The 12,868-nt window shown below is 43.5% G+C and carries 9 protein-coding genes; 2 read left to right on the forward strand and 7 right to left on the reverse strand.

Features of this window, described 5'->3' with window-relative positions:
- Window positions 1–2: 2 nt before the first annotated feature.
- From ileS to murJ, 3 genes are all read right to left on the reverse strand, one after another.
- A complete protein-coding gene (ileS, locus tag QSH61_RS12705) occupies window positions 3–2,831 on the reverse strand; it encodes an isoleucine--tRNA ligase (protein ID WP_206473398.1) in 2,829 nt (942 codons plus the stop codon).
- Between the two features lie 21 nt (window positions 2,832–2,852).
- Entirely contained in the window at window positions 2,853–3,779 is a 927-nt protein-coding gene (gene ribF / locus QSH61_RS12710) for a bifunctional riboflavin kinase/FAD synthetase (protein ID WP_206473396.1), read from the reverse strand.
- Between the two features lie 67 nt (window positions 3,780–3,846).
- The gene (murJ, locus tag QSH61_RS12715; protein ID WP_349237920.1) at window positions 3,847–5,409 is read right to left on the reverse strand and encodes a murein biosynthesis integral membrane protein MurJ; all 1,563 of its coding nucleotides are present in this window, start codon (window positions 5,407–5,409) and stop codon (window positions 3,847–3,849) included.
- A gap of 427 nt (window positions 5,410–5,836) precedes the next feature.
- On the opposite strand from murJ, the gene rpsT reads away from it, so the two are divergent.
- Entirely contained in the window at window positions 5,837–6,097 is a 261-nt protein-coding gene (gene rpsT / locus QSH61_RS12720; protein WP_010370978.1) for a 30S ribosomal protein S20, read from the forward strand.
- Window positions 6,098–6,190: 93 nt separating this feature from the next.
- Here the strand turns inward: rpsT and QSH61_RS12725 are convergent, their stop codons facing one another.
- Window positions 6,191–6,574, reverse strand: a complete 384-nt coding sequence (locus QSH61_RS12725) for a response regulator (RefSeq protein ID WP_010370975.1) — start codon at window positions 6,572–6,574, stop codon at window positions 6,191–6,193.
- 92 nt (window positions 6,575–6,666) lie between these two features.
- Between QSH61_RS12725 and QSH61_RS12730 the strand changes: the two genes are divergently transcribed.
- The gene (locus tag QSH61_RS12730) at window positions 6,667–7,152 is read left to right on the forward strand and encodes a hypothetical protein (protein ID WP_102057192.1); all 486 of its coding nucleotides are present in this window, start codon (window positions 6,667–6,669) and stop codon (window positions 7,150–7,152) included.
- A 97-nt stretch (window positions 7,153–7,249) separates the two neighbouring features.
- On the opposite strand, the gene QSH61_RS12735 is transcribed toward QSH61_RS12730, so the two are convergent.
- From QSH61_RS12735 to imuA, 3 genes are read right to left on the reverse strand one after another with little or no spacing between them, the layout of a single operon-like run.
- Window positions 7,250–10,327 carry an error-prone DNA polymerase gene (locus tag QSH61_RS12735; RefSeq protein WP_206473394.1) on the reverse strand — a complete coding sequence of 1,026 codons (3,078 nt, stop codon included), beginning with the start codon at window positions 10,325–10,327 and terminating at the stop codon, window positions 7,250–7,252.
- Window positions 10,327–11,724, reverse strand: coding sequence for a Y-family DNA polymerase (locus tag QSH61_RS12740; protein WP_206473392.1), 1,398 nt, complete (start codon window positions 11,722–11,724; stop codon window positions 10,327–10,329). The genes QSH61_RS12735 and QSH61_RS12740 overlap by 1 nt, the downstream gene beginning before the upstream one ends.
- Window positions 11,725–11,726: 2 nt before the next feature.
- Window positions 11,727–12,413, reverse strand: coding sequence for a translesion DNA synthesis-associated protein ImuA (gene imuA / locus QSH61_RS12745; protein WP_174169974.1), 687 nt, complete (start codon window positions 12,411–12,413; stop codon window positions 11,727–11,729).
- Window positions 12,414–12,868 lie beyond the last annotated feature (455 nt).

The raw sequence follows: 12,868 nt of genomic DNA on the forward strand, positions 1-12,868 counted from the left end.
TCCTAGGCGAATTGACGCTGCTCGCCGTCACCTTCAACGTTACTAATACAACGGCCACAGATATCTGCATGTTGCTCATTCTTACCTACGTCGTCCGTATAGTGCCAACAACGATCACATTTTTTAGCCGATGTTGCCGCTACACTAATGTATAAACCATCAATTTCTGATGAAATTGCATTTTCTGGCTTGCGGTTGACTACTTCTACCGTTGCTTTCGAAGTCAGTAAAACAAAGCGCAATTCGTCGCCAATGGCGTTGAGCTGCTCAGCTAAGTCACCGCCAGTATATAGCGTTACTTCAGCCTGTAGCGTCGCACCGATCACTTCTTCTTTACGTGCATTCTCAAGCACACGGTTTACTTCATCACGTACCGCCAGTAGGTTTTGCCAGTACTCGTTATTCAACGAGCCTTCTGTCGCCCCTTCAATTGCATCATACCAAGTATCCGTGAATACAAACTGGCCACGCTCACCTGGTAATACTTCCCAGATTTCTTGCGCAGTAAAGCTCATGATTGGCGCCATCCAACGTGTCATCGCTTCGGCGATATGATAAAGCGCTGATTGACAAGAACGACGGGCATGGCTATCACTTTTCGCCGTGTACTGACGGTCTTTAATCACGTCTAGATAGAACGAACCCAATTCACCAGTACAGAAATTCATAAGCTTCTGTGTTACTTGAAGCATTTGATACTTGTCGTACGCTGTTTTGATCTCAGTTTGTAGCTGTGCAGCACGCGCAACAATCCAGCGATCTAGCTCAACCATATCTTCAATTGCTACTAAATTCGTTTTTGGATCAAAGCCGCTTAGGTTCGCAAGTAGATAACGACTTGTGTTACGAATACGACGATAACGGTCAGCTGAGCGCTTAAAGATTTCATCAGACACAGTCATTTCGGCCGTATAATCGGTAGAAGCTACCCATAAACGTAAAATATCTGCACCTAGTTTGTTCATGATGTCTTGCGGCGAGATCACGTTGCCTAATGACTTAGACATCTTATGGCCTTTTTCATCGACCGTGAAGCCATGCGTTAACACTTGCTTATAAGGTGCATGACCATTGATAGCAACTGAAGTCATCATTGATGACATAAACCAACCACGGTGCTGATCCGAGCCTTCAAGGTAAAGATCTGCAGGACCTGTTAAATCTTCACGCGCATCAACAACACACGCATGTGTTACACCTGAGTCAAACCATACGTCTAGTGTATCTTGTACTTTTACGTACTGTTGAGCATCTGCTTCACTTAATAGCGCGCTAAGCTCTAGGTCGTACCACGCCTGAATACCCTTTTCTTCCACTAATTTAGCAACGGCTTCAATAAGGGCTTCCGTTTCAGGATGTAGGCTACCGGTGTCTTTATCGACAAATAATGCGATTGGTACACCCCAAGTACGCTGACGTGAAATACACCAGTCAGGGCGACCTTCAACCATGTTTGCGATGCGGCTTTCACCCCACTCTGGTAACCACTCTGTCTTTTTGATTTCATTCAGTGAATCAGCACGTAGGTTAGCCTGATCCATGCTGACGAACCATTGTGGCGTCGCACGGAAAATAATAGGAGTTTTGTGACGCCAGCAATGTGGATAACTATGCGTTAGCGCCTTATGACGGAACAATACGCCTTTCTCAGTTAATAACTCAATGATGCTGTCATTTGCTTTAAATACGTGCTGACCTGCAAAAATCGGTGTATCTGGTAGATAAACACCATTTGCACCAACAGGGTTTGCAACTTCTAGACCGTAAGCCTGGCCCGCAGCAAAGTCTTCTTGACCGTGACCAGGTGCAGTGTGAACGATACCAGTACCTGAGTCTGTTGTTACGTGCTCACCTAAAATAACAGGCACATCGAAATCTAAGAATGGGTGTGCAACGCGCAGATTCTCAAGCGCAGCGCCTTTCGCGTAACCTAGTACGTGGAAGTGCTTGAATCCAAAACGATCAACAGCGTCTTTGACTAATTCAGAACCAAGTACAATACGCTGCTCTTGACCTTCATCTTCGATTTGTACCAGCGCATACTCTAGCGCGCCGTGTACTGCCACAGCGCGGTTTGCAGGCAATGTCCAAGGCGTTGTAGTCCAAATTGCGGTACTTACTTCGCCTTTGCCTTCGTGACCTTCGGCCAAGCCAAACGCACCAATGATTGCCGCTTGATCAGCAAACACAAATTTTACGTCGATTGCTGGCGATTGTTTGTCTTGGTATTCAACTTCCGCTTCTGCAAGTGCTGAACCACAATCCGTACACCAGTGAACTGGCTTTGCACCTTTGTGCAGGTGACCATTTTTGATAATACGACCAAGCACACGAATAGCATTGGCTTCAAAATCAAAGTTCATGGTTAGGTATGGCTTATCCCAGTCACCTAAAACACCAAGGCGTTTGAAATCTGTTTTTTGGCCATCAACTTGCTTTTTAGCATAGTCGCGGCACTTTTCACGGAATTCAGCAGCCGATACCTTCTTACCTGGTTTGCCTACTTTCTTTTCCACCTGTAGCTCAATTGGAAGACCATGACAGTCCCAACCAGGTACATAAGGTGCATCAAAATCAGAAAGCGTTTTTGACTTAATAATAATATCTTTTAGGATTTTGTTTACTGAGTGACCTAGGTGAATATCACCATTTGCATACGGAGGACCGTCATGCAAAATAAATGGCTTTTTACCTTTTTTCGCAATGCGAATTTGACCGTATAGGTCTTCTTCATACCATTTTTTCAGCATCTTTGGTTCGCGTTGCGCCAAATTACCACGCATCGGAAACTCAGTTTCCGGTAGATTTAAAGTATGTTTGTAGTCGCTCATTTATCCTACTTTCCGTATCGGCTACGTTAAAGAAAAACACTGTTTTGCATTGCTAACATCACGACTGATTTGTTCTGTTAACTGCGACAATGTTTCGAATTTTTGCTCATCGCGAAGCTTTTCAATTAGCTCCACTTTCATAAACTGACCGTAGATGGTCTCATTAAAATTAAACAGATGCACCTCTAAAAGGGCTTTCGTTCCGTTTAGGGTTGGCTTAGTGCCAACATTCGCTACGCCATAATGTGTTTTGTGACTCACAGTCGCTTTGACCGCATACACACCGCGCACAGGGCTCACTTGGCGTTTTAAGGCAATATTTGCAGTATGGAAACCAAGCTCTCTGCCTTTCTTCCAACCGTGAATAACACGGCCCGAAATGGCATAGGTATGGCCCAACATATCATGTGCTTGACGTAAATCACCAGCCGCAAGTGCCGTGCGGATCAACGTGCTACTTACACGACAATCTTGCTTGCGAAAACTTGCCGTGTCTTTTACTTGCATACCTAGCGGTTCGCCTACTTGCTTTAACATTGCAAAATCACCAGCACGTTCACGGCCAAAACGAAAGTCATCGCCGACCGTGAGCGCCTTGGTTCCAAGCTTTGTCACTAGGACTTCTTTGATAAACTGCTCTGCATCTTGCGAGGCAAATTTGCGATTAAAGTTGACGCAAATGACCCGCTCTATGCCAAGCTCTTGCAACAGGACTAGCTTATCACGTAATCGCGTCAGCCTAGCCGGTGCTTTATCTTTGGCAAAAAACTCCAAGGGCTGCGGCTCAAATAACATCACTGTGCTTGGAAGTTGATAGTGTTTTGCGTCGCTAATCAGCCCCTTCAAAACCTCTACATGTCCAAGATGAACCCCGTCAAAGTTTCCAATCGTCAACACACAACCAAAATGATGTGGTCGAATATTATGGATCCCTCGGATTAGTTGCATAGTGCCGTGCCTTTGTGCAGCAAATATCAAAGAGCCCGATTATACCCAAGTTGCTTAAAAATGCGAATCAAGCATCTCGGATTGTGCTCAATCTTACCCCTAGTATAAATAGTAAACTAAAATAGCTCACCATCGCAGTTACTAATAATCCGCAAAGTAATAGCACCTGCTCCATCAGTCCCCACTCTAGCCATTCAAAACGTGCGCCGAGAAAGTATACACATACAGCCATCACGACCGCTGCAACAAAGCATTTGGCAGTAAAACCAAGAGAAAATGCGCTTAGCTGATACACACCTTGATGTGACAGCTGACGATAAAGTAAAAACGCATTACAAGACGCTGATAATGAAGTTGCCAATGCAAGGCCGATATAGCCAATAAAAGGAGCTAAAAGCAGATTAAACACCATATTCAGTACCATCGAAATGATACCTATACGAACTGGCGTTTTTATGTCTTGTCTCGCATAAAACCCCGGAGCGAGCACTTTTATTAGCATAAAACTTAGCAAACCGACGGAATATGCAGCAACACCTAAGCTGACTTTTTCTATATTGTCTGCATTTTGAGAAACAAACTCACCGTGTCCAAACAATACTGAAATGATAAGTGGGCTTATTACCATCAACCCAAACATTGCGGGTAAACCTAAAAAAACAACGAAGCGCACCCCCCAATCCAGCGTCTTTTGGAAGTCTGAACTATTGTCTCCGGCATGCAACCTCGACAATGCAGGTAAGATGACCGTAGCAATTCCAACACCAAACAGACCTAGTGGAAACTCAATTAATCGATCTGAATAATACAACCAAGCAATTGAGCCTGTGACTAAAAACGAGGCGATAACGGTGTCTATTAATAAGTTAATTTGGCTAACAGAAACTCCAAATAATGCTGGGATCATCAAAGTTCTTACTTTGGTTACCTCGGGGCTTCGCCAAGCAAAGCGGGGGCGACTTAGCACGTTTAAACGCAGTAAAAACGGTATTTGGAATAGCAGTTGAACCATTCCCCCAATAAATACCCCTAGTGCCAATGCATATGCACCCTGCTCAAATTTATCATGAAGGAAAATAGCGCAAATAATAATCGCAACGTTCAATAATACAGGGGTAAAAGCAGCTGCGGCAAAACGATTATAAACATTCAGTACCGCGCCACTCAGAGCCACGAGAGAAACAAAGAACAAATAAGGAAAGGTCAGTTTTAATAGTGCACTTGCAAGCACAAACTTTTCACCATCTGCACCACCTTGCCACCAATCTATGAACCAACTCGTACCGAATAATGCCGCAATGACAGGCGAACCAACTACGCCCAAAATAGTGACAATAAGTAGCACCGTGCCAAGTGTACCTGCGGCTTGTGCAACAAATAACCTCACTTTATCATCGCCATGCTTTTCTCTAATTTCAGAAAGCACAGGTACAAATGCCTGAGCAAACGCGCCTTCAGCGAATAGTCTACGTAAAAAATTAGGGATCCGGTTGGCGAATAAAAAGACATCTGCGGCCAATCCAGCGCCTAATAAGTTTGCCACGACGGCATCTCGAACGAGGCCCAGAACCCGCGAAATCATAGTCATGGCACTGACAATCATACCCGATTTAAATAACCCTTTTGCCACCTTAACTCCTAAATTCAGTGAATCGCGGCAGATTATGCCACAGTCGTTGTGCATTTAGCACTAGGCGTGCCCTGTCAGCTTTGATACAATACGCGCCATTAACCTTGGTAGGCCTGTTTCACCTTGTGAAATTTGACTGTTTACTTTGGTTCAGACCTGAGATTTTCAAGGCACTTTGTGAAGCTACGCTTTGCAAATTATTAGTGCAACTTGGGATATTACGGGTTTACTTGCCTGCTATAGAAGTAAAAATGTCGCATAGCAACGTTTTGATTTGTACAGGTTAAGAATTGAGAATAGCCCAAGTCGAGTCTTGGGTGTTGAACATTAGGCCGCGCTTGTTAATTTATATTGACTTTTGCGATTAAAACAGGCATATTCCTCGGCCTTTAAATTAAGCTTATTTTAAGATTGTTAGGAGCAAACCTTGGCTAACATCAAGTCTGCAAAAAAACGCGCTATCACTAGCGAAAAGCGTCGTAAGCACAACGCAAGCCGTCGTTCAATGATGCGTACATACTTCAAAAAAGTAATCGCTGCAATTGAAGCTGGTGATAAAGAAGCTGCAACTCAAGCATTCGCTGTTGCTGCACCTATCCTAGACCGTTACGCAACTAAAGGTCTAATCCACAAAAACAAAGCTGCTCGTCATAAGAGCCGTTTAGTTGCTAAGATCAAAGCACTTTAATTTGTTGCTGGATTGAAAAAACCGACATTATGTCGGTTTTTTTATGTCTGTAATTTATATACTTTGGTATCAAAAGATAAAATCAGTGCCGTTTTAAACCAATTCTAAATCTGGGTAAAACTTCTTCAGCATAGCCGCGATTTTCTTTGGCGAAAATGGCTTAACAACAAAACCTTTAGCACCGCGCTCAATCGCATCTTTAACATTGTCTACCGTTGAGTGTGCCGACACCATAACGACATTAATATTCGGGTTTATTTCATTTAGGGTTGCAATTAACTCTTTACCATCACCATCGGGCAGCTCAATATCTAAAAAGACAATATCAAAATGTTGCTCTTCACATGACTTTACGCATTGCGTTGCAGTGGAGGCTTCTCTTACATGATCAATGCCTAAGTGCATTAAGGTTTGATGTAAAAAGCTGCGAACTGTCCCTACATCATCGACGATTAAAATAGAGATGTTTTGATCCATAGTCCTTTCCCGTAGGCTGTAGTGTAAAAATAAGCTATTATACTTAGCATAGAAGCATTATAGAGACCTGCAACTAAAAGGCTACTTAAAGCATGGCAAAACCATCAAAAAAACAATCGCTTTTAGGTCAAGTACAGTCCAATCAAAAGAAACGCACTAGTACAACAAAAAACCGTCGACCATCGCCACAACAAATTGCAGCGATAAAGGCTCAACAGACCGCGCAAGCGCGGCAAACAAATACACCTCAAACACAAGCCGCTACAGATAACGATAAACCCAAGGGTAAAGGTAAGTGGATAGTGTTTGCTGTGATTGGTGTTTTATTTATTATCCTGCCAAAACCACAACTGATTACTTATGAAAAATTAGGCCTTGTGGCTAGTAGTGTATATTGGTCTGGTCTTCCTGGTATAGATCCTGTGCTATTTGATTCAAACTTACATCCAAAGCCTGCGCTTGAGCGCAATACACTATATTTATGCCACGATTTGAAAAACCCTGACTCCTGTCAGAAGTACCAAATCGTTAAGCAAGAAGGGTTTATTGCAGCCATGATGAAGCTGCTCCAAGGCTAAAGCGAAAAAGCAACGAAAATGCCTCTCTATTGGGGCATTTAAACCTTATACGCATATGTGAAACGCATTTACGAAAGGCCGAGCACCTCACAAGCAATTAATGAAAAGCGCGAGCCTTAATTGTCATCGCTGCTAGTAATTCACTTCTATCGATTAACCTACCAGCAATAACATGTACCACTTCACCCTCTTTCTCTACTATACCCTTTATTTCTAATAGCTGTGCGCCCATATAGGCTTGCTTTTGTGCTCGAGCAGTACCAGACCACACAATTACATTGATGTTGCCTGTTTCATCTTCTAAAGTAAAAAAGGTCACGCCTTTTGCGGTACCCGGGGCTTGCTTTCCTGTCACCAGCCCTATCACTGTTACTAACGATTTATGCGGTCGATAAAGCAGTTCATTGGCCTTAACCGTTCGGTGTATAAGCTTTTTTTGCTCAAGTTGCTTGATTGGGTGAGTGCGTAAAGAAACCTTAGTGCTATTGTAATCTTCCTGTAAGTTTTCAAACTCTGTGGCGCTAAAGTGACTATATTGCGACTCTTTCTCTTCAATATCGCTGAATAGTGGCAAGGTTTTACTTTGATCTGCAAGTGACCACCTAGCCGCATAACGGCTATCTACAAAGTGATGTAAAGCATCCGCGGAAATCAGCTTTTCAATAGTGCTGTTAGTAATACCAGCTTGCTGTAACTGCACGATATTCCCAAACCCCTCTTGAGGTCTGCATTGTAATAATTGCAGTGCTTCTTCTTCACTTAACCCTTTTATAAGCCGAAGTCCTAAGCGGATCGCAAACGTTGCTTGTCTTGGCTCTTGTACGACTTGATGTTCGTAATCGGACTGGTTAACACAGATAGGTAAAATGCTAACCTCATGCCTTGATGCATCTTGCAACAGCTGTGAAGCCGAATAAAACCCCATTGGAAAGCTATTGAGTAGAGCGGTATAAAACATTGCGGGGTAGTAGTATTTCAACCACGCAGAGGCATAAGCCAGCACTGCAAAAGAAGCTGAGTGACTTTCAGGAAAACCATATTCACCAAAGCCGCAGATCTGCTCAAAAATCCGCTCAGCAAATTGTGCTTCATAGCCCCGATCCAGCATGCCTCGAATAAGCTTTTCTCTAAACTGCATTAGCTCCCCGGTTTTTTTCCATGACGCCATGGCTCGGCGTAGGCTATCCGCTTCTCCTCCAGTGAACCCAGCAGCAACCATAGCCAGTTTTATCACTTGTTCTTGGAAAATAGGAACCCCCATTGTCCTCTCTAATACCGATTTAACCGCTTCGGATGGATAAGTCACTTGCTCTTCACCATCCCGTCGCTTTAAAAATGGATGCACCATATCCCCTTGAATAGGGCCGGGACGTACAATCGCTATTTGGATCACTAAGTCGTAGTAATTCGCGGGTTTCAGCCTTGGCAACATACTCATTTGTGCACGAGACTCTACTTGAAACACGCCAACACTATCCCCTTTTTGCAACATCTTATAGACCAAAGGGTCGTCTTGCATACGAGTCAATTGGGCAAGATCCAGATTTCGCTTCGTATGCGCTGCAATATAGCCAAAACACTTACGGATAGCGCTTAGCATACCCAAGGCCAAGATATCGACTTTGAGTAACTTAAGGGTTTCAAGGTCATCTTTATCCCATTGAATAATGGTGCGCTCTGGCATAGCTGCATTTTCTACGGGCACTAATTCATGTAATGGGCTTTCTGAGATAACAAAACCACCAACATGCTGCGATAAATGCCTTGGAAACCCCATAATGTCATTAACCAACTGAATAAAGTGCTGACCTTTTAATGAGTTTGGCTCTAACCCTAACTCCACTAATTGGGCCTGCCAGTTAAGTCCTTTATCACGGCGGTTGAGATGCTTAATAAAGTACTCTATTTGCGCCATTTCAATGCCCAAGGCTTTGCCAACATCACGCATGGCACTTTTTAAACGATACGTGATCACCGTTGCTGCTAATGCTGCGCGTTTACGACCATATTTTTTGTAGATATATTGGATCACCTCTTCACGACGTTGGTGTTCAAAATCCACATCTATATCGGGTGGCTCATTACGCTCTTTACTAATAAAACGCTCGAACAATACACCCACTTGCCGAGGGTCAACCGCGGTTATCTCTAAGCAATAACAGACCACAGAGTTAGCGGCTGAGCCTCGCCCTTGGTATAAGATTTGATGCTGTTTGGCATACATCACAATGTCATGAATAGTGATAAAGAAAAACGGATAATCAAGCGCTTCGATAAGCGCTAGCTCTTTATCAATAATGGCTTCTATATCTGGCGGCACGCCATCAGGAAAGCGAACTTGTTTACCCTTTTCGACCAACGCGCGTAAATAAGTCATTGGAGTAAAACCTTTAGGCACTAACTCCTGAGGATATTGATAATGCAATGAGTCTAAATTAAATACACATCGCTTCGCGATATTGGCACTTTCTTCAAGAAAGGTAGGTGAAAACAACTTATTAAGCTTAGTGATAGATCTAAGTGCCGACTCGCTATTGCTAATCATTTTCTCAGGGATCTCGCTTATCACACGATTCTGTCGAATGGCTGTCAGTGTATGCTGTAGCGCAAGTCTAGACGAGCAGTGCATAAGCACCCCACCAACAGCGCAAATAGGTATTTGGTAAGCTTTTGACAGTTTTACACAATGGGTAAAATAATGTACATCTTTTGCACTCAAGTTACGTCGGTAGCCAATCCATATTCTATTATGGTGATATTTACACAGCCATTGCAATGATTGAACATCTTGACTGTTTCCCTTTGGCAACCATAACAATAAGACATGCTTAAGCGACATAATATCCCACTCACTAAGCTGATATTGTCCCTTCTCCATTCGCTGGCGAGCATTACTGATCACTCGACATAACTCTGTATAAGCGAGCTGGCAAGGACAAAGAGCAACCAACTCAATATTGTTGTACTTCAGTAAACTCCCAACTATCAGTTTTATCTTGAGTTTATGATCTCGAATATAAGCATGAGCACGGACAATACCAGCCAAAGAGCATTCGTCAGTAATGCCTATTGCGCTATAACCTAAAAAATCTGCTTGTTTGACCAACTCTTCTGGTCGCGATGCGCCAGTCAAAAATGAAAAGTTGCTCTGGCAAAAAAGCTCGGCATAAGACATTAGCTAAATACTCCATGAATATACCAATGATTATTTTGCTCTCGAAATACCCATAACCGCTGCGCTTGTTCATTTTGTACAATAAAATAATCTCGCTGGACCGGCTCACCGTCCCACCACCCCGAAGCGATACGCTCTGGACCAGAAATAATATTGACTCTTTCACATAACAGCTGTGGCTTCGAAAATAGGATAGTAGGTCTTAATTTACTCTTGAGTGTCGTGAAATGTGGCTCGTGGCTATAAGTGCTGGCCTTTTCAGGACGAGGATCGCCTGTAAGTTGTAAACCTTGCACTGCCTGCTCACCGAGCTTAGCACATAGAATAGCCCGCAGTCCTTGCGCAGACATCGCACTTTGCTGCGTTGAGAAGAGATCTTTTATTGTGGCATGCTGCGCTTCTAGTGCATCAGCTTTGAGTGAAACACTTTGTACGGGTGCATCTAAGGTTATGGATTCTAGCTTGAGGTTTAACAAGCGCTGCCAATTTGCCGCCTTATATTCAGGCTCCGCGCTGTTTAATGTGATCTCTAAAGCCTCTTTATCTCGAAGTGCTAAGGTAAAATAAAGCGTTCGAGTTACTAAGTTACGTTGCTGTAGGAATAACGCTAAACGCGATAGCAAATGCTCGATTGGCTTTTCTAACCAAGCCATTACTTCGACTTCGTAAAGTAAAGGTGCAGTAAGCTCAAAGGTTTCCGCAGGTTGGTAATAGTTAAGGGTTTCCTTTAGTTTTCCAAACAAGCAGCCTACATAATGTACGAGTTCAGTATCAAAACGTTTGGCCAGTTCACTGAGTGAAAACAGCTCTAACTGCGCCACGTTTTTAACTCCGGTGCGAGCAAGCAACTCAATCACTTGACTGCCTAGACTTGTACGTGTTAATCCTATCTTCCCCAAGTAATGACGCTTTTGGCACTGCGTTAACATAAGCGCATTGCAATGCTCTCGCGCTAAGAGCTTAGCCATTATTGTGGACTCACCCATGCCGTAATAATAACTCTTGCCAAGTTGCGCTAATTGTCCAGATATTACTTGCCAGTAACTTGGCAAATCATGATAGAGCGACAGCATAGAATCGACTTTAAGCACAAGGCCATTAGGTTCATCGATTACAATATCTGCACTTACTTGATAAAGCGTATTGGCAATTTCTAATAGCTGCTGTCTTTCTAGAAGGTCGTCGTAGGGCAAAACATGAAGCTGTGTACACAATGCACAAGCAGTCCCAAGGCCCATTCCTATTTTTATACCTCGCTGCTGCGCTGCATCATTGAGCTGCACTATCTGGTTTTTGCGGCCATCAATAATAACAACGGGTGTAACAAAATCACCAGAAACCGTTCGCTTTGTCATTCCCTCTAGTTGCAGCATAGGAAAATAGAGATATAACCACATAACTAGCTCGTTAAACGCCGCTCATAGCCTGTAAATGCAACTATATTATCGCTAACATGAGGTAGATTTGGCTTTTCAAGCTCTGGCCAATAGTGGGGGTTTTCTAGTTTAAGACTACGATGTGCCAAGTGCCCCTTGTGCTTCTTCACTATCACATCCAAGCCGCTGTGCTGTGCTTGTAAAGCCACTGAAAGCGTAAATGGTAGAGTTTGAGCGTACTGTGCTTGATGTAAAACAAATAACCTACAACCTCCCGTCTGTGCACCTAGCTGCAAACGCTTTACAGCGGCAATAGAAAGCGCTTCGTGCCAAAGTACAAGCGCACTACACGCACCACTTTTTACACACTGCTCCGCAGCCCACAGTGCTTCTTTTTCACTTGGTGGCTGCAATATCATAAATTCACTCAGGTCTAACGATAAATAATGCAATGCCGCGGCATGTATTTGTCCTGGTGGATTAATTAATACCTTCAAACGGTTATCATCCGCAAAGTGGGGCAATATCAACCTTAACTCCCCTATTCCCATTGCAGTTTTTACACCAATCACACCTTGTTGCGGCCAACCACCACACAGCACATCATCAAGTGCAGCAAAGCGAGTACTGACGACATCATGCTGCACGGCCTTTCCACGCCCACGCCAAAGCAAGTTTTTACGCTCAAGAAGATCTATATAATTCGCCATACATCACCAAACACTGTTTATACATACAGTATATTTAAATAAAGACAGATCGCAAGTAGATCGCTAGAAAAGAGACGAGTTAAAAAGTAACCATGGTTTACGCTTTAAGTTAATCGTGTTTTGCTTAGAGGATATGAGAGTTGCAATGAGTACGGCGCGTAGATAATCGTCTTAGGCCTAGTTATCTAAGACAAGAGCTAACCAACTGAGCCTGCCACTTTGCCACAACAGGCAAAGTTATGTCGACATTATTATAAGCTTATGTTGAAAAGTGAGCTGTTTGATTGCGATGACAAAGGAAGGGCTAAAGTAAATGAGCTTTTTGGATTTTTGTAAAGGAAGCTCGCTTAGAAGAGAAAATGCAAGCAAGCCCAGTGGTCGGGATTCGAATCGAAGCGTCGAACCGCCGCAACCCCGGCGTGACAGGCCATGCCCACTTCATATTGTTAATCGGG

Origin of the sequence: Pseudoalteromonas sp. JC3, assembly GCF_030291895.1 — a bacterium.
GTDB lineage: Bacteria > Pseudomonadota > Gammaproteobacteria > Enterobacterales > Alteromonadaceae > Pseudoalteromonas.

Excerpts from the sequence above, each read along its gene's own strand:
- ileS (WP_206473398.1), bottom strand. The coding sequence starts at position 2,831 with ATGAGCGACTACAAACATACTTTAAATCTACCGGAAACTGAGTTTCCG.
- ribF (WP_206473396.1), bottom strand. The coding sequence starts at position 3,779 with ATGCAACTAATCCGAGGGATCCATAATATTCGACCACATCATTTTGGT.
- QSH61_RS12725 (WP_010370975.1), bottom strand. The coding sequence starts at position 6,574 with ATGGATCAAAACATCTCTATTTTAATCGTCGATGATGTAGGGACAGTT.
- QSH61_RS12730 (WP_102057192.1), top strand. The coding sequence starts at position 6,667 with ATGGCAAAACCATCAAAAAAACAATCGCTTTTAGGTCAAGTACAGTCC.
- QSH61_RS12735 (WP_206473394.1), bottom strand. The coding sequence starts at position 10,327 with ATGTCTTATGCCGAGCTTTTTTGCCAGAGCAACTTTTCATTTTTGACT.
- QSH61_RS12740 (WP_206473392.1), bottom strand. The coding sequence starts at position 11,724 with ATGTGGTTATATCTCTATTTTCCTATGCTGCAACTAGAGGGAATGACA.
- imuA (WP_174169974.1), bottom strand. The coding sequence starts at position 12,413 with ATGGCGAATTATATAGATCTTCTTGAGCGTAAAAACTTGCTTTGGCGT.